The following is a 23,171-nucleotide window of genomic DNA, read 5'->3' as shown; positions in this document are numbered from 1 at the left end:
ACGCGAGCATGGCGGAATTGGTAGACGCGCAGGATTTAGGTTCCTGTGACTTTGTCGTGAGGGTTCGAGTCCCTTTGCTCGCACTTAAGTAGTCGTCGGAATCGCAAGTGAGCCCTTAACGATATTGGGTTGCTCAGATTTCTCGGAATTGCTTCGTTTCAGATTTGAATTGGTGTAATCGTATAGCCAAGTTGTCTGCAGAATTTCTCCAAATCCGTAAAGCTCACGGCCAAAGTTTCGGTATTTTTGCCTGCATGGAAGCCAAGTGCCGGTTTGCCGCAAAGTTGCGTATCGATAAGAAATCGCAGGTTTGCAACATGGCGTTCCGGAAGAGCCAGCGGTGATACCAATCCGCTGGTAGTATGTAATACTTCCGTAAGTTCGTCTGAGGTAGCGAAATTCAGGCTGCTACGGCTGGTCTGTAGGATTTGCGCGAGTTTTTTGAAATCGATCCGGGTTGTCGGCGTTGTCATCAATAAAAAGTATGTGTTGTTCTTTTTGTTGTGGACAAGCATGTTTTTCGCGATAAGGCAGTTGAATTCAAGGCTGTGTTCCATGGTGGTCACAGGGTCGTGAAGAATGGTCCGGTAGGTGATGCCCATCCTTTCCAAGCGCCGTTTATAGAACTCGTTGTTTCCGTCGTCCAGTTGTGTCATTGTCGCTCCGTGTTCGTCTTGAGCCCAATTATATGGAGTGCCGATGGATTAGCGATGGGGAGATGTCGGGAGATAGCGCGATATGGCCAATCTAATAAGAATTAATTATTGCTGTGAGGTATGTCACTTTTTGGGTAGGCTTGGCATAAAATGTTCCTTGGTGTCATTGATTTACTGATAGTCAATGATTATCGGAGAAAGGGAACGTTATGGCTGACAATGTATTGGTGACATATTTTTCCGCTACCGGGAACACGCGCGCTGTGGCGCAGAAACTGGCAAAGGCTGTCAAGGCCGATATCAAGGAGATTCAACCGTCCATGCCTTATATCGCCTCTGATCTTGATTATGAGGATGAGAAAAGCCGGGTGAATGTGGAACATAACGTGGATGCACGTCCGCAGATGGCGGATCCAGTTGACGTCGACGACTACGATGTCGTGTTCGTGGGCTATCCGCTTTGGTTCGGCGTCGCGCCGCAGATTGTGCGCACATTCCTGGAAAGTCAGGATTTCGAGGGCAAGATCATCGTGACGTTTGCGACTTCCGGCTCGAGTTTGGAAGGTGCCAATGGCGAGCATCTGCACAGTTGCGCTCCTAAAGCGACATGGAAGACGGGTCGACGCTTTACGCCGGACGTCACACAGAAGACGCTGGCACAGTGGGTCAAAGAGCTTGACTTATAAACGAACAGCCGAACATATGAAACGGGCCGCTACCAGAAGGTAACGGCCCGATTTTGTTGGCAATGTGATCTCGGCTATAAGACCGAGACGTTTTTATCCCTCTCTTTAGAGCTGGACGAGAATCTTGACGTGTTGGGCGGGGTTGTTGTGCAACTCCTCAAGCCCGTCCTTGACGATATTTTCAGCCTTGATTTTGTCGGTGATGAACTTTGAGAGGTCGATGTGTTCATCGTGAATCAGCTTGATGACATCCTCGTGGTCGTTCGCATAGCCGAGAGAGGCCTCCATGCTTTTCTCGCCGCCGGTGAGTTCCTCGCTGACATTGATGGTCAGCGGCTTGGCGTGGATTGCGACGATTTCCAGTTTGCCTTCTGGCTTAAGCGAGGCCAGAAGCTGATGGACGACCACGCCCACACCGGATGCGTCGAACGCTACGTCGGCCCCTACGCCGTTGGTCTCCTTGTGCACCCGTTCAGCGAGGTCTTCCTTGCTGGGATCGACGACGATATCGGCCACGCCGGTATCAAGTGCCGCCTTTTTGCGGATGTCTGCAAGCTCGGAAACGATGACCTTGACACCTTTGGCCTTCAGCGCTTGGGCTACCAGCAGGCCGATAGGGCCGGCGCCGCCTACGACGGCGGTCTGCCCGGCCTTAACTCCCGTGCGGCGGACCGCATGGTAGGCGACGGAGAAGGGTTCGATCAGCGCCGCTTGGTCAAGCGGCAGATCGCCGATGGCGTGAACCCACCGGGACTCGACGACGATGTGCTCGCTCATCCCGCCGCCGCGACCATTGATGCCGATGAAGCCCATTTTCGGGCAGACGTTGTAATTCCCCGACTTGCAGGCAGCGCATTCTCCGCATACCATCAAAGGTTCTACGACGACGTTGTCTCCCACCTTGATATCGGTGTCCACGTCGTCGGCGATGGCCTCGACGGTGCCGGAGAACTCATGGCCGAACACAACCGGCAGTGTCTCCCCGGAAATGGGATGGGGCTTGTTCGGGTTGATGCCGCCCGATTCTGGTCCGTCGTAATAAAGGTGCAGATCCGAGCCGCAAAGCCCGGTGAACGCAGGGTGGATCTTGATGGTTCCGGGTTTCAGCTGCGGCTCCGGAATGTCGTCGATTTGGACACGTTCTTTACCGTAATAGCGAACAGCCTTCATGTTTTGCCTCCTTGCAAGAACTTAAATGGTTCTACTATTATAAGTAGTAATAATCAATAAATATCGAAAATCGGTAATTAAAAATGATAGATTTCTCACATAAATAGAAGTATTCGATTGATAAAATGGCTGACTTCAGCAACGTTGATGAAATATGGCCTTGGATGAGCCGAAATGCAAAAGCCTCATCCGCGAATGAAAAAATTCGTGGACGAGGCCTAGATTTCGTTAGGTTTTACAAGTCTTGAACTTACTTGGTTTCTGGGGGAACGGTAGTGCCGGCCAGGGCCTTCTCGCCCGGACGGGCCAGCGGACCGACCAATTCGTGGGCGATGTAGGGTTCTTCGAGGTAGTCGACCTCCTCTTCGTTCAGCTTGACGTCGAGCGCTGCCACCGCTTGGTCGACGCGCTTGGGGGAGCTGCAGCCGACGATCGGGGCGGAGGGGCCGTGAACCCAGTGCCACGCCAGCGCGATTTGCGACATGCTCACGCCATGCTTTTCGGCAAGTTCGGCCACGCGGTCGACGATGGGTTGGTCGACGTCGCGGTCGCGGTCGTACTTGCTGTGCTCCACTTTGTCGGTACGGCTGCGAAGCGAGTCGGAATCCCATGTCTTGCGCGCGAGATGGCCGGAAGCCAGCGGGCTATACGGCGTCGGAACGGCGTTGTACTGGCGGGCCACCGGGATGAGCTCGCGCTCGTCTTCGCGGTAGATCAGGTTGTAATGGCATTGCAGCGTCGAGAGCTTTGTCCATCCGTTCTCTTCGGCTACGACCTGCAGGTTGTGGTACTGGTAGCCGAACATCTCGCTGGCTCCGATGGCGCGGACCTTACCGGCGCGCACGAGTTCGTCGAGGGCCTGCATGGTCTCTTCCATCGGGGTGGTGTAATCGAAGCGGTGCAGGATGTAGAGATCAAGATAGTCGGTCTGCAGACGCTTGAGGCTGCCTTCGATTTCGCGCTTGATGGCTTTCGCGGAGGAATGGCCCTCGTTGAAATAGACCTTACTGGCGAGCACGACCTGGTCGCGCGGAACGCCAAGGTTTTTGAGCGCCTGGCCGATGTATTCCTCGCTGGTGCCGCGCGCGTAGCAGTTGGCGGTATCGATGGCATTGACGCCGAGCTCAAGTGCCCGGGCGAGAACGGCCTGAGTGCCTTCTTGGTCGATGGTCCAAACGTGCTGTTCCGGGTCCGGTTCGCCGAACGACATGCCGCCGATGAACATCGGCGAGATCTTGACGTCTGAATCTCCTAAGGTAATATGTTGCATTTTGTACTACTTTCTATTATTTTGTGATTATTTATGGTGTTGTTGCGTTGGACTTGTTGTATGTATTTAATGAACGATTGTTTCGATTCAAATGTTCGAATCCCGGTGGGCTTCATTCTGGGTCACCGGTTGCCTGGCGGCAAGACGACTTTTGGCGAGACCGTTTGCCTTTCAGCGGGCCGCCGCCTTCCGTTTCGTCTTTTTTGCGCTCGAGGCCGAACCGGTCAGCTTTGCTGCGGTTTCCGTTTCGGCGTCTTGATGGTTGTCGTGCCAGTGACTGATTTCCTTGACCTTTTGTTCGGCTCGGGCTCCAAGATTGGCCGCTTTTGCGTCGTCGCCGTCCGAGACGGCCTGCCAGTACTGAATTTTCAGATTGACGTATTCCTCGCGTGCCGTCAGGAACTGCCGTTCTTCGGTCAGTCGACGCTTCTGGTCGCGTAGTAAGTCGATTTCGGTCGGGGCGCCTTCACGTCCGCGCTTGCGATTGGCCATGTATTCCTTCATCTTGGCCAGTGGCATGCCTGTGGCCGAAAGGCAGGAGATGATCAGCAACGCCTGCAAATCATCGTCCGAATAGGCGCGGTGGCCGCTTTCCGGGTCGCGGGCGATCGGCGTAATGATCCCGACGTCTTCGTAATAGCGCAACGTGCTTTCCGGCAGGCCGCAATACAGCGACGCCTCGCCGATGGAATGCCAAGTCTGAGTGTTCATGTCCCTCACTCTATTGACTTAAAGCACTTGAAGTCAAAACGGCGGATACTATGAATTTTCCTCTTGGCTTTCACGTCACCTGGCCGAGAAACGATAATCACTGCTGAACTTTTCCAGGGCGGTTAACGTTCGCGTCGCTCTAGCTGGCTAGCTGGGAAAATGCTGCTCAACAGAAGATAGTGCGGAGTCCACAGAGAATATGCGGCGAAGAGAGGAAATCCCGTTTGCCGTGATTGATTTTTGCCAATATGGCAATAACGCGAGCGATTTCGGCATTATCGACAAGCGGACTCGTGGCGTGGATTATCTCTGATTTCTGGTCGTAAGTCCAGCCGGTTTTAACATCGCTATGTCGTTTCTGGGCGTAAATCTGCGGTATTGATTTACTATAAAAACAATGGGCATTTTAAGAAGAGCGGAACGATTGAAGTCGGGCTTGCTGCATTTCGCACGGGATGGCAGGAAATCTGGTGCGTTAATGCTGGCTGCCGCAATCCTTGGTCTGGCATTCGCGAATTTGCCGGTGATAGCCGGCATCTATCGTTCTCTCTCTGAGTATCGTCCGCCGATTGCGCTGCCCGGACTGATGATGAGCGTCGGCGATTGGGCTCGAGATGGGCTTTTGGCAGTGTTCTTCCTTGTGGTCGGACTTGATCTGAAGTGCGAGCTGACTACGGGTTCGCTTTCGCGGGCGCGTGACGCGATGGTCCCTGTTCTGGCTGCGATTGGGGGAGTCGCCACGCCGGCTCTTTTTTATTTGGCTGTGAACGCCGGCTCGCATCAAACCTTACGGGGATGGACGGTGCCGACCGCGACCGATATTGCCTTTTCCGTTGCGGTGCTTGCCATGACGGGTGGTGTCGGTGCGTTGCGGTTGCGGCCGTTTTTGACGACGTTGGCGGTGGCCGATGACGTGATTGGCATTCTTTTGATTGCCGTGGTCTACGCGCATGGCGGCAGTGTTTGGGCGTTGCTGGGGCTTGCCGTCTGCCTGGCTGTGTGGTTCGCACTGGTGCGTTGCCGTCGTGTCGTGTGGATTGTGGCCGTACCCGTTGCCCTGCTGGCTTGGTATATGGCGCTTTTGGCCGGCATTCATCCCACCATCGCCGGAGTTGCTTTAGGGCTGCTGGTGCCGGGGAGTCCGATTCGTGGAGAAGTCCGGGCGCGTGCGGAACGTTGGTCGAATCTTATCGGCCCCTTCTCGTCATTGCTGGTGTTGCCGATTTTCGCGTTTTTCGCGATGGGCGTCTCCCTGCAAGGTATGGGTATCGGCTCGCTGACTGGTCCCGTTTTTCTGGGCGTGTTCCTCGGGTTGGTCGTGGGTAAGCCGGTCGGGGTTTCCATCGTTGTTGAAATTTGCCGCTTATGTGGTCTGGTCACTTCTTCCAGCCAAGATCCGCAGGCCACAGTTCCCAGCCGGCTAGAACGTTTGGGGGTCGCCCAACTTTGCGGCATCGGTTTTACCGTTGCTTTCCTGATGGCGGATTTGGCATTTTCCGATCCCGTTCACGCTGGAATTGCCAAGACCGCTGTTCTCACGGGTTCCGTCGTCGCCGCACTTATTGGCAGTGCTGAATTGATAATCGCCAGAAGGTCTCGCAGCCACCAATCCGCAACGGTGTGAATCGTTGACAGTAATTGGTAATTGAAAACGATATCGATTTGTGCGTGTAAAAATTGGCTAGAATCAGCTGATATCCTTCCTGCTTTGCGTTGTGGATTGGCCGAAAAGCATGGCCGCAAGAGCGATGATAAAACCAACGATCTGAATCGGTGTAAGGGTTTCTCCGGCGAGCAGCACTCCGAGTGCGGCGGCGGTAAGCGGGGAGAGCAAGCCGAGCATGCCAGTGGAAGTAACCGGAAGGCGACGGATGCCAGCCGTCCAAATCGTGTATGTCGCCAATCCGCCGATAAGCCCCAGCCAAAGATATCCGCAGACGGCTTTGGCGTCAATTCCCGCGGGGACGCCGTCGATGCAGAATGCCGGAATAAGCAATACGATGCCGGCCCAGGTCAGTTGCCAGCTGGTCATCGCCATTGCCGAGGTGTTTTCGGGTTGTCCCCAACGTTTGGTGAGCGTGATTCCGGCTGCCATGCCGGCGTTGGCGAGAATTCCGGAGATTATGCCGATGACATCGAGCTTGGCGCCCGGTCCGAGGACCACGCAGGCTACTCCGGCAAGTCCGGCAAGACCCCAGACGAAACCACGTTTGGAGAACGATTGGCGCAGAAGAGGTGGGGCTAAAAGGGTGATGAGAATTGGTTGCGCCGCGGTAAACGTTGCGGCGACACCGCCGGGCAGATGTTGGGCGGTGACAAAAAGCAGCGGGAAGAACATGGCCATATTGAGCACGCCGAGCACGAGGCTTTTCCACCACCACGAACCGTGCGGCAGTCGTCGGGTGATGATCAAGCCGATAATGCCTGCTGGCAGTGAGCGCATAAGCCCAGAAAACAGGGGATGACCTGCCGGCAACAAAGCCGTGGTGCTCAGGTAGGTCGTGCCCCATACGATTGGCGACAACGCCGTCAGCAATGTCCATTTGGTCTGGCTACCCACATGGTCGCCTGGTTGCGTGTCTGTGTGCGTACCGGTTTGGGGCGACGATAGTTTCGATGTGCTCATAATTGCAATAATGCATGATATAAATTGATAATTCCAAGCGTTGAAAACGGTCTTAACTATGAATTAAATTCATTGATTATGCAGTTCCAGCAATTGAAATATGTGGTTGCGGTGGCCGAGGAACGTAATTTCACGCGTGCTGCCGAACGTTGCCTTGTCGGCCAATCGGCGCTCAGCCATCAGATTCGGGCCCTCGAAGAAGAACTTGGCGTCGAACTGTTCGCTCGGACCAGCCGTAGGGTCGAACTGACGCAAGCGGGCGAGGCGTTTCTGCCTCATGCCAAGGAATGCCTCAAGCAAATGAGCGCGGCGAAACGTTCTGTTGCGACGGAAACCATAGAAGGTTCCTTGACGATCGGTGTGATTTCGACGGCTACCGCAATTGATTTTCCTGAAGTGCTCAGCCGTTTCCATGCGGTTCATCCGGCCGTCGGAATCAGCCTGCAATCGGGAGGTTCCGATGTCTTCATCGAACAGATCAGAAAGGGTTCGATGGATGTCGCATTGCTGGGTGTGAGCGCGGATACCGATTTGCATGGTTTGCGCAAGCATGAGCTCATGCGTGAGCGGCTCGTCGCCGTTTTGCCGGTTGATCATCGTTTAGTTGGCAAGAGGAGCCTGCGTCTTTCGGAACTCGCGCAAGAACCGTTTATCGATTTTCCGGCAGGTGGCCCCGGACGCAGGCAGACGGATTTGGCGTTCCGCAAGGCCAATCTCGCCCGCACTGTGACGTTTGAGGCGATGGAAGTCGGGCTCATGGTTGAGCTGGCCGCGCACGGTCTGGGCGTCGCCCTTTTGCCGCCGGGTTCCGTCCCCGCTTCGCCCGGCATACGTGCGGTGCCGGTAATCGACGGGCCTACGCGAGTGCAATATCTTGCATGGAGCCAGTACAATTCCACTGCTGCAGCCCAAGCGTTCGTAGATGATTGCATTTCTTTCGCCGACCCACTTCTCTCGCTTTCTCGTTCGTCAAAGAGCGACTAGAAACGACGGTAAGGTCCAGGTTTTGATGGCCGTTGATGGTGTATACGCTCCTACTCATGCAACTTGGCGGGGTAGCAGCGGACTTGCCTCGTCAGACGGTTCCCGCAGTGCGCTATAAAAAGCGGCGCTTATAAAATGAGAATAAGTCGGGAGAAGTGATTAGTGTAGCAAGCTATGGATATGAAAGATGCGGAAATCGATGCAAACGGAGTTGATAGCTTGGGGCCGCTGATCAAGGTGGCGAATACCTTGATTGAGAAGGAGCTCAACAACCGTGTCGCTTCGATGTTCGAGGGCTACAGCCTCACCGGGCCGCAGATTACGTTGATGGTGTACCTGCACGACGCGCACGGGCATGCCGTCACCCAGCGCGAGATTGCGGATCGGTTTGTGTTGAGTCATCCTACGATTCGTGGCATCGTCAAGCGCTTGGAGGGTTCAGGGCTTATTAACACGTCGCAGCTGGAAAGTGATCGGCGGCAGATTTTGCTTGGTCTCACCGTTGAAGGGCGGCGGTTGATGGATGCGCATATTAACGATATTCATGGCGTGATGAAGCAAATTAACACAATGATTACCGATGGCTTGTCGGGAGCTGAGCAGGAGAAATTGGTAGCCGCGCTCAAACGTATCGTCGCGAACTTTTCGGAAGATTCGGCGCAATGAACTTGAGAATTGATGACGATTCCGTAGCAGGGAATGTGCATATGGGGCTAATTGATGCTTCAGTGCTGCCGTCGGCGGTGGGTCGAATTTTCGAAACGTTGAAATTCTGGGGTTTCTGCGGAAAGAGGATTCGTGTATCAGCTACTTTCGGAGCACCGAAGTTACTAATGAGCATGAAAATGGCTTCACTGCTATGTTTCTTCGATATTGAAGGGAACCGGCGCGTAATTGTGTGTCGATAATACGGACTTATTTTATTATCCAAACTGTAGCTTGCTATAAATCAGGAAAGGTTACCAATGGCAGATCAGGAATCGGAAATGCAGAAGGACGGGCAGCGGAACGCTCCGGACTCGCAGACTGAGTCTGGGCAGGAAAGCGGCAGCTTCACTTCGTCAATTACCCCGAGGCAGCGTGGGCTGATGATGGCGGTGCTATTGCTTGGCTCGTTCACGGCGCTTATGGCCGAAACATTTCTCAACAACGCGCTGCCTACAATCATGGGTGCGTTTTCGGTAAGCCAGGCTACCGCGCAATGGCTCACAACCGCCTACTTACTGGTGGTCGGTCTGATGATTCCGATGTCGGCGTGGGTGTTCGAGTCCTTTAACCTGCGCACCACGTTCGTCACGTTGATGGCCGTTTTCTTCGTCGGCTCGATAGTCTGTATTTTCGCGCCGAACTTCTGGGTACTGCTCGCGGGCCGCATCGTCGAGGCCATCGCGGCCGGCGGACTTATGCCGTTCATCCAGAATGTCATCCTGATGATGTTCCCGCCCGAAAAGCGTGGCATGGCCATGGGCGTCACAGGCTTGGTCATCGGTTTCGGCCCGGCGGTAGGTCCCACCATTTCCGGTCTGATCCTTAAAGTCTCAGGCTGGAAGATGCTCTTTATTATTCTCGCCGTCGCCAGTTTCATCACGGCCATACTCGCCCTGCCAGCCGTTCGCAACCTCACCTCGCCGCACCACAGCACGACTGATGTCATCTCGTTCGCCGAGTCCATTTTCGGCTTTGGCCTCATTCTTTACGCGCTTTCCGAAGTCGGCAACACCGGGCGGATTACGGTGATGCTCGCGGTGCTGTTCATCGTCGGTGTGGTCATCATGGCGCTGTTCTGCGTCCGCCAGTTGAAGCTTTCCAAGCCGCTGCTTGACCTCCACGTTTTCAGCAACGCACGCTTCGACCTGTGCACGCTTTTAAGCACCATCTCGAACATCGCTATGGTCGGCATCGAACTGGTGCTGCCGCTTTATCTGCAGACTACGCGTGGTGAATCGGCTCTCGCCAGCGGCCTGGTGATGATGCCGGGCGCTTTGGTCATGGTGGTCTGCAACCCGATTTCCGGAGCGCTATACGACAAGCTTGGCATCAAGAAACTCTCGCTGTTTGGATGCTTGATGCTCTTGCTCGGCTCGGTGCCGATGCTCTGGTTCAGTGCGAAAACGAGCCTGGCTCTGATCGGCCTGTGCTATGCGCTGCGCATGGTCGGCATCTCCTTCACTATGATGACCACCTTCACCGCCGGCATCAACTTGAGCTCGGCCCGCCTCACCGCCCATGCCAACGCCGCTTCGTCCACGGTACGTCAGGTCGGGGGATCACTGGGTACAGCGCTCGCGATGCTGGTCATCTCGCTGGCCGCCACCTCACAAGCCTCGGCCGGCAAGGCGGCGGCGCAGGCCATCGGCTACAACTGGGGTTTCATCCTCATGGTCGTTTTCGCGATCGTCGGCCTTGTCGCCTCGTTCTTCCTCCCGAACATCGTTGCGGAACGTGAGGCCATTGCCGCCGAGAACAAGTGAGGTTGGTCTTACTGCGACGAAAAGCATGTTTTGAGGCCTGTTTTCGTGCTTTTCGTCGCTGGTCTGGAATTGCTGCGACAAAAAGCACTATTGTGCACATGATTTGGTGTTTTTTACTGTTTGGAAGTAAATGGTGGTGGAAAGCGATGGTGCACTGCCAAGTGGGGTGGTGGTGGCCGGTAGCAGCCGAGCGGACGACACGCGGCAGATAGTGCGTTTCCGGGTTGTCAAATAAAACGAGTGACAGCAACAAATCGGGCGATGCTATGATCCGATGCCGGGCTTCTTGCTGTCTTGTTCGCGGCGTTGTGCCGCAGCTATTTCAATGGCATGGCTGATTGTCATACGTCAAAGGATTAACTGTCTACACAACAAAGTATTACCTGTCTAGTTCTTTGATAAACTGAATAATAATTGTCACAGAACTATCCATGATTGTCTGTTTTATTGTGTGATAGCCCAGGGTAATAGATTAATTCGGGAGAATTAAGGAGCGCATTACAGTATGAGTAAAGTAACATTCACTCGTCGAATCATTGGTGTTCCTGTCGCGCTTGCGGCCTGTCTGGCACTGGCCACTGGTACCGTGAGCGTGGCCAACGCCAGTCCGTCAGCACCGTCGGCTTCTTCTTCGTCGGTTGTCGGCACACAAGCCGCAGTGACTCTGACCGTCAAGGCGCTGACCGGCAATACGCTGGCGGGTCATACCCTCAAGTTCTACAAGCTTGGCACTTACACCGATGTGACGCCCGCAAGCGGTGCTATCACTGGATTCGATCTGACGACAGGCTCCGCCATGGAAACTACCATCAGCGCGGCTCTTGCGGCCGAGAGTATTACCGTCAACGGCACCGCCATTCATACCTTGGCCGGCTTGAGCGAGCCCGATTTGCACAAGGTCGCTTTGCGTCTGGCCACCGCGTTGACCGGCACCCCGGATGCAACGCTCACCAGTGCCAAGGCGACCGATACCGTCTCGCTTCCCGATGAAGGCTACTACCTCATCACCGATAGCAATGGCAACCCCGTCATCTTCGGTACGCAATCGGGCGGACGCGACATTCCCAGCCAGCAGAACAACACTGTGGTCATCAAGTCCACTGGTTCGGATGGCGAAGGTCCTTCCATCACCACCAATCCTGGGCACGACCCTACCGATCCGGATCCTGATCCCGGCGATCATATCGGCGATCACATCCCAGGCGACAACAAGGGCGACAGTTCCAAGAACAACTCAAAGCACATCGTCAAGGTCGCAGGATTGAAGACCGAAAGCTACCTTCACGGCACCTTCGCTCTGCCCGGCACCGAGACTGACCACAACACGGACCCGACTGCCACGTTTGCACTGTCCGATACTACGAACGCCAGATTGGAGACTCTGACCGTCAAGATCGGCGGAACCGCGGTCAATCCGACCGTGTCCGGCGGCAGCACCTACGATCTTTCCGGTCACCCCGGCGAAACCGTCACCGTCGACGCCAAGATCAAGGGCACCAACACCGATGGCGTGATTACCTATTCCAGCAAGAAAAGCGACAGTTCTACGGTCACCTCAACCGCCGACCTGCAACTTGTCTCCATCAAGCCTTCCATCAAGTTGCATCCCTACAGGGACAATACCCAAGACATTACTGGCACCTTCCATGTGACCGGCGGGGATGACAACATGGATGCGGTCGATACGGCGTCGTCCATCGCCAATCTTGGCCCCGGCACCTATACCGTGGCGCAGACCATGGTGCCCTCCGGCTATGACCAGAATGTCAAGCCCGGTTTTACCTTCAAAATTAATTGGGACGGCTCGACCACTGACCTGACCGAGACCACCAACTACGGTCTGCTCGGTTCCATCACCGGCGGCGGCGCGCTCGGCGCCGATCCCAACGCCGCAACGTCGACTCCGACCATTGACGTCTACAACGTGACGAACTTGGGTCAGCTCGCCGTCACTGGCGGGTTCGTCACCAAGACGATTGTCGTGGTGACCATTGTGGCGGCAATCGCCGGCATCGGTTTCACGGTCGCACGTCGTCATAATGCGCTGGCCTGATCCAAGCAAGGCTCATATCTTATGAACGGTACTGTATTGAAGCGGGTTCTCACGGCCGCCGTAGGTCTCGTCGCAGTTTTGTCGGTGACCTGCGGCTTGGCCCCGGCCAAGAACATCGCTTTGCAGGCTGCCAACAGCGACAGTGCGCAGGTATCATCCGATGACCAGCAGGATGTCAATAAAGGCAAGACACCGACCCCGCAACCGAAACCGGCGGGCAAGGCACCAGTGACGAAGAAGAGCGGCACGAGCAAGACTCCGCAGACGCAGGACGGCACCTGCACCGTCCAGCCGCAGACACCCATCGGTATCAATGCGTACTGGTCGGTCGATGCCGATTGCACCATGCACCTCGGATCGACGAGCGGAGTCGGTACGCTGCCGGACAACATCAGCAGCCTTCGGCAGTTCTATCCGTGGCTTTCTTCGTATCGTGACCTTATTGCTGCTGTCACCATCGACAACCCTGTAAAACTTCCGCAGCACGCAGAGCACATGTTCTGGTCTATGGGCAGTCTTGTTAGCTTCACTTCCGCGGCGAATTTGGATGCTTCAGGACTTATCTACGCCAATGGCATGTTCGAGGAGTGTTCTAATCTTGCAGCCCTCGACACGTCGAGTTGGAATCTTTCCGCGTTGATTAATGCTACCGGCATGTTCGAGGGCTGTTCCAGTCTCGCTGCGCTTGATACGTCGAGCTGGGGTCTTTCCGCGTTGACCAGTGCTGACAGCATGTTTAAGAACTGCTCCAATCTTGCTGCGCTTAATACAACATCGGGCTGGAACCTTGGGGCGCTGACCAATAGTCGAGAAATGTTTTCTAGCTGTTCCAGCTTGGACACGCTTGACACGTCGAATTGGGGTTTTTCTGCGCTGACCGACGCAACGTATATGTTCCTAAGCTGCAGCTTTACTGCACTCAACACGACAAATTGGCATCTCACTGCGCTGAAAAACGCCGACTATATGTTTGACAGCTGTTCCAGACTCGCTACGCTTGACACGTCGAATTGGGGTCTCGCTGCGTTGACCGATGCCACTTGGATGTTTTTCAGGTGCTCCAGTCTTACTGCACTCAACACGACGAATTGGAATCTTGAGGCGTTGACCGACAGTTGGGATATGTTTTATGCTTGTTCTAACCTAACTACGCTTGACACGTCGAATTGGGGTCTTAACGCACTGGACTATGCCAATAGTATGTTTTGGGGTTGCTCCAAGCTCACTACGCTTGACACGTCGAATTGGCAACTTTCTTCTTTGACTAACGCTGCTATCATGTTCAGCGGGTGTTCCGGTCTCACTACACTTGACGTGGCAAACTGGCGTCTTCCATCTCTGACGCATGCAGAAGGCATGTTCAGCGGGTGTTCCAGCCTCGTCACGCTCGATACGTCGAACTGGGGTATCAACGCAGTGATCTATGCATATAGTATGTTCAGCCGGTGTTCCAACCTCACTGCGATTGATATCTCAACTTGGAATCTTTCCCATGTGACCGATATCGATCGCATGTTCAGTTACTGTTCTCATCTTGATACTCTTATTACCGGCCCAAACTCATACACCCATCTTGGAGCTGGAGCTTACGCCTTCGTCGACTTTAGCGGCGAATCCCAATTCATGCGTGACAACGACCCATCCACTGTCACCAATATCCGCACAAACGGAGTGGCATCTGCACCCGGCACCTGGCGTCGCGTCCATGCGATTGCCACTATTCACGACAGCCGCGGTATTCTTCCCGACTGGACCGGTTACGAAACCGCGACCTACACTCCTACACTGCCGACGCATTCGGGCAACAATCCGAGACTTCTCGGATTCAAAACCGCGGGCGGCACCGAATACGCGCCCAGCTACCATGGCTCTCTTATCGGGCCGTCCGAATGGACCTCTGGGCAAAACAGCGCCACGTCCTACGTGCTGACGCCTCAATGGCTCGATCTGCTCTCGCATCTCGCCACCACCGGCGGTCACCGTCCACTCGTCGTGACATTTGCCATAGGAGCCATAGGTTTGATGATGGCCGGCATCGGTCTGGCGCTGCGTCAACGTCGCCATGCGTAAGTCTTCCGTGTCTGCTGATGGGCGACAACCGATGTTTCGCGACATCGTTCATATCGCTGGCCGACATGGCGCGAACAGCCGAAAGGGTTACTCGCGTTTCGTCGTTATGGCGGACACGTGCATTATCTGGCTACTCGTCGGCCTCATTTTCGGAAGCCTCGCCATCGGTTGGGATATTCGCGAAGTCGCCGCCGACAACGCCCGGCGCGACGGACTCAGAGCTCAAGCCGCGGCCGAGGCCTGGCCCAAAGAAAAACAGAAAGCCCAACTCGCAGCAGCCCTTGCCTACAACAGAGCGCTCGCCGACTCGCCCCAGGCTACCTTAGGACATGACGATGACCCCGGCGGCAAGGGATACGCCGGCATTCTCGACACGGGCGACGGCATCATGGCGCGTGTCATCATACCTACTATCAACGTCGACCTGCCCATCTACCACACGATAACCGCCAGGGTCCTGGAAAAGGGCGTCGGACATATGCCCGACTCGTCCCTGCCTGTCGGCGGAGCGTCGACACGTCCCGTTATCAGCGCCCACAACGGGCTCACCGGTGCCAAATACTTCGACGATTTGCCAAAACTCAAGCAAGGCGACCTCATCATCATCTACACACTCGGGCACGAGTTCGACTACCGTGTCAGCGACATCGTCACCGTACGCCCCGACGAAGTGCGACGGTTCACCATCGAACGAGGCAAGGACCTCATCACCCTCACCACCTGCACCAACGGCACCGCCTCCCGCCTAGCCGTCACCGCGCACCGCGTGCCATCGAGCAAACCGCCGTACCATGATGCGGGAATTGCAGCATTGGGTATCCCTGAGGCTCTGTTGGCGGGCTTGGGGACTCTATGGCTTGGCATCGGCCCCGTCATGATGCGAAACGCATGGAAACAGACCCGGATAGTTCGACATAGGCGGGCTTAATCAAAGAAAGTTTTACGGCGGCGAAAAGCACGATTTGGGCACGATTTTAGTGCTTTTCTCACGGTTTTGGTTTTATTGCGGTGAAAAGCACCATTTGAGAACTGTTTTGGTGCTTTTCACACAGGTTTGCGATTCCGTCGAATCGAGAGGTTACAGCCTCACGAAGTGTAGCAAGGTGCGCACCATGTTGCAGGTGAAGCCGTATTCGTTGTCGTACCAGGCGCTGACCTTCACCAGCTCGCCTTTGCCCTCGCCAAGCGGGACCACTTCGGTCAGGGTCGGGTCGAAGATCGCTCCGTGGGTGTCGCCGATCATGTCGGAGGAGACCAGGCCAGTGTCGTCGTATCCGAAGGAATCGTTGTCGCGCGTGACCTCGCGGAACATCGTGTTGATTTCCTCGGCCGTAGGCGCCTTGTCGAGCACCAGCGACAGTTCGGTCAACGATCCGGAACGAACCGGAACGCGGCGTGCCTGGCCCTTGAGCTTTCCGTCGAGTTCGGGAATGACCAAGCCGATGGCCTTGGCGGCGCCGGTGGAATGGGGAATGACGTTTTCGGCGGCGGCGCGGTTGCTGCGCGGGGTTTTGCTCTTCGTCCCGTCGGTCAGGCTCTGCGAGGCGGTGTAGGCGTGGATCGTGGTCATCGAGCCGCCGCGGATGCCGTATCGGTCATTCATCGGCTTGGCCAGAAGCGCGACGGACTGCGTGGTGCAGGAGCCGGGGGAGATGATGCGGTCGTCGGCGGTCAGAATGTCCTGATTGACGCCATAGACCACGGTCGGCATGTCACCTGCCGGCGCGGAAACGAGCACCTTCTTGACGCCCGCCTTCAAATGTGCCGAGGATTTTTCGGTGCTGGTGTAGAAACCGGTGGATTCCACCACCAACTCGACCCCATCGTTCGCGACCCACGGGATGTTCGCCGCGTCGCGCTCGGCGTAGACGGTATAGTGTTTGCCGTCCACGATGATGCCGGTCTCGTCGCTGGAAACTTCGGCAGGGAAGCGTCCCTGCACGCTGTCGTGCTGCAGCAGATAGGCGAGCATCGCTGGGTCGGTCAGGTCGTTGATAGCGACGATTTCGGCCTCGTCGCTTTTGAGTTCGAAAAGCCTGCGGAACGTGAGCCGGCCGATGCGACCGAATCCGTTAATACCAATCTTCACTGTCATAATGGCTCCTTGCTTTGTCTTTCGTTTTCCAACAGCTTCAAGATACGACTTCGAGCCAGTCCTGCATAGTATCTGAAATAGATATAGATATCACTAAATATGATAGATATCGTAAATTATGAGAAGGTAGAACCGTTGTGTCTACTGGGTAGTTTATTCGATATTTGCTGATAGCATATCAATATATCTGATTGTTCGGATAGATTATTCTAGTTGATTTGAAGGAGTCAGCCCACAGCGGCAACGGTGCTATGGTCATCGCTGTTACAAACGGAGGAAATGCGATGAATCTCAACGATCTGGAGATTTTCGAAGCTATTATCGAAACCGGTTCGCTCAACAAGGCCGCAAAAGCGCTCGGCTACGCGCAATCGAATATCAGTGCCCGGCTCAAATCGCTGGAGCACGAGTTCCACACAACGTTGGTGGAGCGCAGCGCGAAAGGCGTGGAGCCGACCCGTATCGGCAAGAGGCTTTATCGTGCGTCGTTGCGCATTACTGCCGAACTCGACGACGTGCGGCGCGAGGCGGCGGGAGCTCCGGGCGACCTGCTGATTACCGAAGCGCTGATGCATTACATGATGACCAACGTGCCGTCGTTCCATCCGGAAAGTTATGGCACCATCGTCGTCCGTCGCCAAAGCAATATCGTTCCCGAGGCGCGGCGGCACCAGTACAAATCCGTAGTCGCGTTCGTGGAAATGGACGAACTCGACAATTATCGACTGATGAGCACCGAGGTGCTGGAAGCCGCTTACCTTGCCGCCGAGGACATGGTCAAGAATATTCCGGTCGGTCGGGTGCCGCTGGCTGGCGCAAGGTATGACAAGAATTACGGAACGAGTAACGTCAGGACGCAGGGTGACGGAACTGGTGAGAAAATGCAGCCGATGTTCACCCCGATACCGCTCGATGTACCGCTTCTGATCAATCACGATAAGGAATGCGCCTTCCGTAAGCGTTCGTTGCGCGACCATATGGCCACGCGCAATTCACGCCGCCTGATGGAGGTCGATTCGTTGGAAACCATCGTCACCATGGTGGAGCAGGGCAAGGGAATCGCACTACTGCCGTCATATCTCACTACACAGCGTAAGTTGCGCAAGCTCAGCATGGAGCCGATTCGTCTGCAATATCGTGTCTACGGCGAAGTGGAATAGTTTCGTAATGCTTTGATGAAGTAGAAGTTAAACTTACTGTCAATTGAACTCAAAAATAAAGAGCCGCTTGACAGAATCGAACTGTCGACCTTCTCATTACGAGTGAGACGCTCTACCAACTGAGCTAAAGCGGCAATTGCCCGAGCGGTATGCACCACTCGCGCACAAAACAATAATAATACTGGATGATTTGCATTTTGTCCACGAGCCTCGCGTTCGGCCGTGTCTCGCAGGTCCGCGTTTGCAATGACAACGGGCTGAGCGACAATATATTAAGGAGCAAACAGGCTGGAATCGCGCGAAAAGGGATGGGCTACTTTGGAAAATGCAATGCCGGATGTATCGACCCAGGATAAGGGTTTCGAGGATTTTTATGCCATCATCCCCGCTGGGGGCACAGGTTCAAGGCTTTGGCCGCTGAGCCGCGGGGCGAGGCCGAAGTTTCTTTACGATTTGATGGGCAGCGGGCGCACGCTGATCCAGTCCACGTTCGACCGGTTGGCGCGGCTTGCGGGCCCGGAACGCATCGTGGTAAGTACCGGCTGGCGGCACGTCGCGGCGGTCGAGGCGCAGCTGCCGGAACTCAAGGAATCGAACATTTTTGCGGAACCCGTACCGCGCGATTCGACTGCGGCCATTGCGCTGGCCACGGCCATTCTTGCCCGTCGTCATGGCGAACATATCGTCGTCGGCTCGTTTGCGGCCGATCATGTCATCCGTGGCAAGGATTCGTTCGCGGACGCTGTGCGCCAGGCGGTGGCAGCGGCGCGGGCCGGGTATGTGACGACCATCGGCATTGCAGCATCACGCCCGTCCACGGCTTTCGGATACATTCACCAAGGTCGTTCACTCGGCAACGAAATTCCAGGCGCTCCGAACGCTCGGTTAGTGGAACGTTTCGTCGAAAAGCCGGATTCCGCGACGGCTCAGGCCTATCTCTCCACCGGTGAATACCGCTGGAACGCCGGCATGTTCGTGATGCGTGCGGATGTTTTGCTCGATCATCTGCGCGAATACAAACCGGAAATGTATGACGCAATTTCGCATATCGCCGACGCCTATATGGCTGTGGACCAAGACGACGGTGCCGATACGGCTGGAAACGCGGAAATCGCGGCGGCGCAATATGTCGGTCAAGAAGCTGCGGGTGTTGCTGGCGGCAAGAAGAATACCGAAGATGCCGCGAATGGTCGGGACGGCAGCAACGGCAGTGAGAGCGCTGATGATGGCATGGATGACGTTTGCATTGTCGGAGATGATATTGACGCTAAAGTCGACGACGCCGACAATGACGCCATTGACGAAGCGATGGCAACTTACTGGCCGGGTATCGAAAAAATCGCGTTCGATTACGCGGTAGCCGAGCCGTTGAGCGTGGCCGGCGGCGTGGCCATGGTTCCCGGCGATTTCGGCTGGGACGATATCGGGGACTTCAATTCCGTAGCGGCGCTCCTGCCCAGCACCGGAGCGCGCAATATTAAGATTTTGGGAGACAGTGACAAGGTCGTGAGCCTCGATAGCGCCGGCGACGTGGTGATGCCGCTGACTGACCGCACCATCGCCCTGCTCGGCGTCAACGATATGGTCGTCGCCGATACCCCTGACGCGCTGCTTATTGCTCCGCGCGCCCGCAGTCAAGAGGTCAAGGATCTCGTTGCCTACCTCGACCGCGAAGGCCGTGACGATATCCTGTAGGAGATCTGTATATAAGAGATTCTGGAGTGGTTTGCGAAGCTGCGAAGCTGCAAGGGCTTACTGACATTGTGCGTGACCCTGTATGACTCTTGCGGATGTTACGTGGATTACGCATGAAATACTGATTGGCGGGGGCTGTGCTGGTTTGCAACTTGATAAAGCCTGCGACGATTTGCCTCAGCTAGCTCGTTCCTTCTCGGTCTGCTTTTAGTCCGTCTTTGACGTTCCATTTCTCTTATCTCGTCCGAAAACCAGCGCCGCTAGGAACGGAATCAGAATGATCGCGCCCAGCATCAGACGTATCTGCACCGCCAGCGCGGAGAGCATCAACGAGACGCCGATGCTCAATGGTATAAGGAAAAGCGGCAGCAGCTCGTGCATACCTCGTCGCCATGCAAAAACCGCCAGCGCAATCAGGGCCCAATCCAAAATCGCGAGATTGAAGATTACGTGTGGTATGGGTGCCAGCTTGGACTGCGCGGCGTGGGCCTTGTCGGTGTGCAGCGCGGCGGCCAAAATGCTGTATTGGTCGTCAGTGTCCTGCAACGGATTGACTAGCGAGCCCTCGAACTTGGCGTAGGCGGCCACGCACGTGCCGAGGTTCGAGAAGCACACGTCGCTCCAGTTTTTCAGGAACGGGCGCAGGTCCTTGCCGGTGAGCGCGGGCACCTTGTTGCTCATGACGAAAAGGCGCTCCTCGTCGTAATTGGACGACCACTGCTGGGCGGGGCGGATTGCGGTGAAATAGGCGTTGGCCTGTGGGCTCAGGTGTTGCGGAGAACCGTGGAGGTTCTGGTAATAGATGTAGCCAACCTGCATCAGGGGCACACCGAGCATCTCGGTGGTGGGGGAGGGCTTGGCCTTCAGGCCGTAGTCGCAATAGGCGCCCCAGGCCGCGCTCAGGGCCGCGAAGGCGAGCAGCGAGGCGACAAGCTGCCTCCAATAATGGCGGAAATGGATGAGCAGATAGATGATGATGGCGAAGACGAAGATGAAATTGTTCTTGCGGAACTCGTTGGTCAGGAAAAGCGTAACGGCCAGACCGGCGAGGAACCATGGGTGGCGCAGCGCCGCGCCTCTAGTGTCGATCGCCTCGAAAACCTCCACGCACAGCAGCAGCGTGAACCCAGCGCACAGCACGTCCTTGGTGCAGGAGACCGCGTAGGCCGGGAAGAGCGGGTAGAACGTCCACAACAAGGTGGCTACGAGGGTTGCTCGGCGGCTCACCCTGCGAGCCAGCACGATCAGGGCTGTGACGATGCAGCCTGAGAAGATGAGCACCTGCAGCAGGTTGCTCAGCCACAGCTGGTTGCGTGCGATGAACCCCAGAAAGAACGTGTCGAGGATGGAATGCTGCTTATTAAAGGACCATTGAGCATATTGCTGGCGCTGGTCGGCGGCGTCGGGCGAGTCTATGCCGGGAAAGAGGACGATGTACGCTGCGAGGTTGACGACCAGCGGCAGGAGGATGTACCAAGGTCGGCGAGGTTTTGCGGAGGCTTGTCCGGTTGTGGATGCGGAGGAATCCGTTAAAGCAAGACTCATGGTGTCTCATTATAGAGGCACCGTCTAAGAGGAAGAATTGGATGCTTGGGTTGCGGGATTGTAGATAAACATTCCAGCCGAGGTCGTGGTTGCGCATAGAGATGTGAATGGTTCCGTCTGACTTTTGTTCTTGGCTTAGTAATGTGTATATCTCGCTTGACGGACGTCAAAATTGTCGGTAAATCTGTTGATAATTCATCGCCTGACCCCGCGACATGCCTAAGATGTGGATAACCGCTATCATTCGACCACAGTACCCGTTTTCGTCCCGGTAATTGGACGATTTTATGTTCAATGGGTACATGAACGAAATCAACGCAGAACCGATCATCCACCCGAGGATTCATCGACGGCATCCCGATGTCAGCGATGAGGATGTCCGGGCAGCTTGGCGATCTCGGGCATGCTTACGACTGAGACCGAATGGTTCCGGGCAATGGATTGCGATTGGTGTCGATGGCAAAGGTAGAAATCTTGAGATGATTGCCACTTATCATGTCCACTCTGGATGGTTAATTTTTCACGCTATGACTCCTGCCACGAAGCGTATACTGAAAGAAGCGAGGCTAATATGAAGGAGACAGTGATGCAGGACGAAGATGAGTTGTACCGTATGTTCGGTATTACTGCCGAGCAGGTTGAAAAATGGTCTGAAGAGGCCGACAACGATACATTGTTGGATGATGGTGGATGGGGGCCATGGATCAAGATTCGTGATTTGACTCCAGAAGAGCAGGATTCGTTAGATCGTGCAATCGTCCTTCGCGATCGCATTGACGCTCTCAAAGAAGAGACAGGGATGAGCGAACTCGAAGCCGAAATCAAAATGGAGGCCATCGTCAAGGCGGAGGAAGCGGCGAAATCTCAAGCTGAGTCGGAGAAAGCCGTTGCTTCGCGCTGATTGATGGCTGGCTTCAGCCCTGTAGGAACTGGCGGCGTTTGAAGTTGGTGACTGTTAGGCCGAGCAGGACGATGACGCTGGCGATGAGGCCTGCGACGAGATCGCGATGGTCGGTCGGGCGGGTGAAGGGCTAAGCCGACTACGCGGGAACAGGTCTTGAGTGAAAGCGGCTGTCCGTTCGCAATTCGCTCGTGGCAAACGTTGTAGTTTAAGGCTTCTGAATACGGCTACTGCAAACTTGTATTATAGTGTCAATAATGACACTATAACGCAATGGGAGATATAGAGAAGCTTGTTGGAAAGATGCGCAGCAGCCCGAAAGGTGTACGCTACGAAGATTTGCAGAAGGTGTGCGAGGCCTATTTCGGTCGACCTCGCCAACACTCCACGAGCCACTGCCTCTACAAGACCCCTTGGCCAGGTGACCCAAGGGTGAATATCCAAAACGACCATGGCAAGGCGAAGGCGTATCAAGTTCGTCAGGTATTAAAGGCCATAGATAAAATCGTCGGTGACAATACGTTAGGAAAAACAAAATGAGCGATATCCATCATTACACATATCGAGTCAGTTGGAGCCCAGAGGATGGCGAATTCGTAGGTACGGTCGCAGAGTTTCCAAGCCTTTCGTGGCTGTCTTCCAGTCAGATTGAAGCGTTCCAAGGCATCCTTGATATGACGGCTGGAACGGTGGCCGATATGCAAGCCAATGGCGAGAAGGTGCCTGATCCCATTGCGGACCGTCACTATTCCGGAAGGTTCGTCGTACGGGTTACCCCGGAACAGCACCGTGAGCTGGTACTTGAAGCTGCCGAGGAAAAGGTGAGCCTTAATCGGTTGGTCAGTGGCCGCGTCTTAGTGGGTGCCTGAGTTTCCGTGTTGCCGATGTGCGATTGTTCGCTTCAAATTCGATGGATAGCGCTTGGGAAAAATATGGAATGTCACAAAGCTCGAGAACTATCTGTCAGGTTTGAAATCGAACCTGTAGCTGGATTCGTCAACACGACGCTTTTTGTGCTGTTGTGTCCGCTTTTGTGAGTAAATTGATAAGCGTAGCAAGCGGTGGGGAACGGCATTTT

20 protein-coding genes and 2 tRNA genes are annotated in these 23,171 nt (G+C 55.2%); 14 read left to right on the top strand and 8 right to left on the bottom strand.

Going from position 1 to position 23,171, the window contains the following annotated elements; genetic code table 11:
- Window positions 1–2: 2 nt before the first annotated feature.
- Window positions 3–83 (top strand) — tRNA-Leu (locus OZX70_RS07630).
- A gap of 75 nt (window positions 84–158) precedes the next feature.
- Here the strand turns inward: OZX70_RS07630 and OZX70_RS07625 are convergent.
- Complete coding sequence (locus tag OZX70_RS07625) at window positions 159–656, bottom strand: YbaK/EbsC family protein (protein WP_277180436.1); 498 nt, start codon at window positions 654–656, stop codon at window positions 159–161.
- A gap of 209 nt (window positions 657–865) precedes the next feature.
- On the opposite strand from OZX70_RS07625, the gene OZX70_RS07620 reads away from it, so the two are divergent.
- Window positions 866–1,342 (top strand): flavodoxin, encoded by a 477-nt coding sequence (locus tag OZX70_RS07620; RefSeq protein ID WP_277180434.1) that lies wholly within the window; start codon window positions 866–868, stop codon window positions 1,340–1,342.
- A 105-nt stretch (window positions 1,343–1,447) separates the two neighbouring features.
- On the opposite strand, the gene OZX70_RS07615 is transcribed toward OZX70_RS07620, so the two are convergent.
- The 3 genes from OZX70_RS07615 to OZX70_RS07605 all read right to left on the bottom strand — a co-directional run bounded on the left by OZX70_RS07615 (window position 1,448) and on the right by OZX70_RS07605 (window position 4,493).
- The gene (locus OZX70_RS07615; RefSeq protein WP_277180432.1) at window positions 1,448–2,512 is read right to left on the bottom strand and encodes a 2,3-butanediol dehydrogenase; all 1,065 of its coding nucleotides are present in this window, start codon (window positions 2,510–2,512) and stop codon (window positions 1,448–1,450) included.
- 250 nt (window positions 2,513–2,762) lie between these two features.
- On the bottom strand, window positions 2,763–3,782 hold the full coding sequence (locus OZX70_RS07610) for an aldo/keto reductase (protein ID WP_277180430.1): 1,020 nt from the start codon (window positions 3,780–3,782) through the stop codon (window positions 2,763–2,765).
- A gap of 171 nt (window positions 3,783–3,953) precedes the next feature.
- Entirely contained in the window at window positions 3,954–4,493 is a 540-nt protein-coding gene (locus OZX70_RS07605; protein WP_277180428.1) for a MerR family transcriptional regulator, read from the bottom strand.
- 397 nt (window positions 4,494–4,890) lie between these two features.
- Between OZX70_RS07605 and OZX70_RS07600 the strand changes: the two genes are divergently transcribed.
- Window positions 4,891–6,117 (top strand): Na+/H+ antiporter NhaA, encoded by a 1,227-nt coding sequence (locus OZX70_RS07600; protein WP_277180426.1) that lies wholly within the window; start codon window positions 4,891–4,893, stop codon window positions 6,115–6,117.
- A gap of 63 nt (window positions 6,118–6,180) precedes the next feature.
- On the opposite strand, the gene OZX70_RS07595 is transcribed toward OZX70_RS07600, so the two are convergent.
- Window positions 6,181–7,119: an EamA family transporter gene (locus tag OZX70_RS07595; protein ID WP_277180424.1), complete on the bottom strand. Its 939-nt coding sequence runs from the start codon at window positions 7,117–7,119 to the stop codon at window positions 6,181–6,183.
- Between the two features lie 78 nt (window positions 7,120–7,197).
- On the opposite strand from OZX70_RS07595, the gene OZX70_RS07590 reads away from it, so the two are divergent.
- The 6 genes from OZX70_RS07590 (at window position 7,198) to OZX70_RS07565 (ending at window position 15,625) form a co-directional block, all read left to right on the top strand.
- On the top strand, window positions 7,198–8,103 hold the full coding sequence (locus OZX70_RS07590) for a LysR substrate-binding domain-containing protein (protein ID WP_277180422.1): 906 nt from the start codon (window positions 7,198–7,200) through the stop codon (window positions 8,101–8,103).
- Between the two features lie 180 nt (window positions 8,104–8,283).
- The gene (locus OZX70_RS07585; RefSeq protein WP_277180419.1) at window positions 8,284–8,769 is read left to right on the top strand and encodes a MarR family winged helix-turn-helix transcriptional regulator; all 486 of its coding nucleotides are present in this window, start codon (window positions 8,284–8,286) and stop codon (window positions 8,767–8,769) included.
- Window positions 8,770–9,068: 299 nt separating this feature from the next.
- Window positions 9,069–10,574 carry an MDR family MFS transporter gene (locus OZX70_RS07580; protein WP_277180417.1) on the top strand — a complete coding sequence of 502 codons (1,506 nt, stop codon included), beginning with the start codon at window positions 9,069–9,071 and terminating at the stop codon, window positions 10,572–10,574.
- 505 nt (window positions 10,575–11,079) lie between these two features.
- Complete coding sequence (locus OZX70_RS07575; RefSeq protein ID WP_277180415.1) at window positions 11,080–12,627, top strand: hypothetical protein; 1,548 nt, start codon at window positions 11,080–11,082, stop codon at window positions 12,625–12,627.
- 21 nt (window positions 12,628–12,648) lie between these two features.
- Complete coding sequence (locus OZX70_RS07570) at window positions 12,649–14,697, top strand: BspA family leucine-rich repeat surface protein (protein WP_277180413.1); 2,049 nt, start codon at window positions 12,649–12,651, stop codon at window positions 14,695–14,697.
- A 31-nt stretch (window positions 14,698–14,728) separates the two neighbouring features.
- Window positions 14,729–15,625 (top strand): class C sortase, encoded by an 897-nt coding sequence (locus tag OZX70_RS07565; protein ID WP_277180411.1) that lies wholly within the window; start codon window positions 14,729–14,731, stop codon window positions 15,623–15,625.
- Between the two features lie 150 nt (window positions 15,626–15,775).
- On the opposite strand, the gene gap is transcribed toward OZX70_RS07565, so the two are convergent.
- On the bottom strand, window positions 15,776–16,792 hold the full coding sequence (gene gap, locus OZX70_RS07560) for a type I glyceraldehyde-3-phosphate dehydrogenase (RefSeq protein ID WP_277180409.1): 1,017 nt from the start codon (window positions 16,790–16,792) through the stop codon (window positions 15,776–15,778).
- A 284-nt stretch (window positions 16,793–17,076) separates the two neighbouring features.
- On the opposite strand from gap, the gene OZX70_RS07555 reads away from it, so the two are divergent.
- Entirely contained in the window at window positions 17,077–17,952 is an 876-nt protein-coding gene (locus tag OZX70_RS07555) for a LysR family transcriptional regulator (protein ID WP_277180407.1), read from the top strand.
- Window positions 17,953–18,013: 61 nt separating this feature from the next.
- Here the strand turns inward: OZX70_RS07555 and OZX70_RS07550 are convergent.
- Window positions 18,014–18,086, bottom strand: a tRNA-Thr gene (locus OZX70_RS07550).
- 196 nt (window positions 18,087–18,282) lie between these two features.
- Between OZX70_RS07550 and OZX70_RS07545 the strand changes: the two genes are divergently transcribed.
- On the top strand, window positions 18,283–19,647 hold the full coding sequence (locus OZX70_RS07545) for a sugar phosphate nucleotidyltransferase (RefSeq protein ID WP_277180405.1): 1,365 nt from the start codon (window positions 18,283–18,285) through the stop codon (window positions 19,645–19,647).
- A 207-nt stretch (window positions 19,648–19,854) separates the two neighbouring features.
- Here OZX70_RS07545 and OZX70_RS07540 read toward each other — a convergent pair whose 3' ends face one another.
- Window positions 19,855–21,192, bottom strand: a complete 1,338-nt coding sequence (locus tag OZX70_RS07540) for a DUF6020 family protein (protein ID WP_277180404.1) — start codon at window positions 21,190–21,192, stop codon at window positions 19,855–19,857.
- 586 nt (window positions 21,193–21,778) lie between these two features.
- Between OZX70_RS07540 and OZX70_RS07535 the strand changes: the two genes are divergently transcribed.
- From OZX70_RS07535 to OZX70_RS07525, 3 genes are all read left to right on the top strand, one after another.
- Window positions 21,779–22,093, top strand: coding sequence for a hypothetical protein (locus tag OZX70_RS07535; protein ID WP_277180402.1), 315 nt, complete (start codon window positions 21,779–21,781; stop codon window positions 22,091–22,093).
- Between the two features lie 273 nt (window positions 22,094–22,366).
- Window positions 22,367–22,633 carry a hypothetical protein gene (locus OZX70_RS07530; protein ID WP_277180400.1) on the top strand — a complete coding sequence of 89 codons (267 nt, stop codon included), beginning with the start codon at window positions 22,367–22,369 and terminating at the stop codon, window positions 22,631–22,633.
- Window positions 22,630–22,962, top strand: coding sequence for a type II toxin-antitoxin system HicB family antitoxin (locus tag OZX70_RS07525; protein ID WP_277180398.1), 333 nt, complete (start codon window positions 22,630–22,632; stop codon window positions 22,960–22,962). Before OZX70_RS07530 ends, OZX70_RS07525 begins: the two co-directional genes overlap by 4 nt.
- Window positions 22,963–23,171: the final 209 nt, after the last annotated feature.

Source organism: Bifidobacterium sp. ESL0732, from assembly GCF_029395535.1.
GTDB lineage: Bacteria > Actinomycetota > Actinomycetes > Actinomycetales > Bifidobacteriaceae > Bifidobacterium.
This window is presented reverse-complemented; position numbering and strand designations above follow the sequence as displayed.

Coding starts and splice junctions, on each gene's coding strand:
- OZX70_RS07625 (WP_277180436.1), bottom strand. CDS start 656: ATGACACAACTGGACGACGGAAACAACGAGTTCTATAAACGGCGCTTG.
- OZX70_RS07620 (WP_277180434.1), top strand. CDS start 866: ATGGCTGACAATGTATTGGTGACATATTTTTCCGCTACCGGGAACACG.
- OZX70_RS07615 (WP_277180432.1), bottom strand. CDS start 2,512: ATGAAGGCTGTTCGCTATTACGGTAAAGAACGTGTCCAAATCGACGAC.
- OZX70_RS07610 (WP_277180430.1), bottom strand. CDS start 3,782: ATGCAACATATTACCTTAGGAGATTCAGACGTCAAGATCTCGCCGATG.
- OZX70_RS07605 (WP_277180428.1), bottom strand. CDS start 4,493: ATGAACACTCAGACTTGGCATTCCATCGGCGAGGCGTCGCTGTATTGC.
- OZX70_RS07600 (WP_277180426.1), top strand. CDS start 4,891: ATGGGCATTTTAAGAAGAGCGGAACGATTGAAGTCGGGCTTGCTGCAT.
- OZX70_RS07595 (WP_277180424.1), bottom strand. CDS start 7,119: ATGAGCACATCGAAACTATCGTCGCCCCAAACCGGTACGCACACAGAC.
- OZX70_RS07590 (WP_277180422.1), top strand. CDS start 7,198: ATGCAGTTCCAGCAATTGAAATATGTGGTTGCGGTGGCCGAGGAACGT.
- OZX70_RS07585 (WP_277180419.1), top strand. CDS start 8,284: ATGAAAGATGCGGAAATCGATGCAAACGGAGTTGATAGCTTGGGGCCG.
- OZX70_RS07580 (WP_277180417.1), top strand. CDS start 9,069: ATGGCAGATCAGGAATCGGAAATGCAGAAGGACGGGCAGCGGAACGCT.
- OZX70_RS07575 (WP_277180415.1), top strand. CDS start 11,080: ATGAGTAAAGTAACATTCACTCGTCGAATCATTGGTGTTCCTGTCGCG.
- OZX70_RS07570 (WP_277180413.1), top strand. CDS start 12,649: ATGAACGGTACTGTATTGAAGCGGGTTCTCACGGCCGCCGTAGGTCTC.
- OZX70_RS07565 (WP_277180411.1), top strand. CDS start 14,729: ATGTTTCGCGACATCGTTCATATCGCTGGCCGACATGGCGCGAACAGC.
- gap (WP_277180409.1), bottom strand. CDS start 16,792: ATGACAGTGAAGATTGGTATTAACGGATTCGGTCGCATCGGCCGGCTC.
- OZX70_RS07555 (WP_277180407.1), top strand. CDS start 17,077: ATGAATCTCAACGATCTGGAGATTTTCGAAGCTATTATCGAAACCGGT.
- OZX70_RS07545 (WP_277180405.1), top strand. CDS start 18,283: ATGCCGGATGTATCGACCCAGGATAAGGGTTTCGAGGATTTTTATGCC.
- OZX70_RS07540 (WP_277180404.1), bottom strand. CDS start 21,192: ATGAGTCTTGCTTTAACGGATTCCTCCGCATCCACAACCGGACAAGCC.
- OZX70_RS07535 (WP_277180402.1), top strand. CDS start 21,779: ATGCAGGACGAAGATGAGTTGTACCGTATGTTCGGTATTACTGCCGAG.
- OZX70_RS07530 (WP_277180400.1), top strand. CDS start 22,367: ATGGGAGATATAGAGAAGCTTGTTGGAAAGATGCGCAGCAGCCCGAAA.
- OZX70_RS07525 (WP_277180398.1), top strand. CDS start 22,630: ATGAGCGATATCCATCATTACACATATCGAGTCAGTTGGAGCCCAGAG.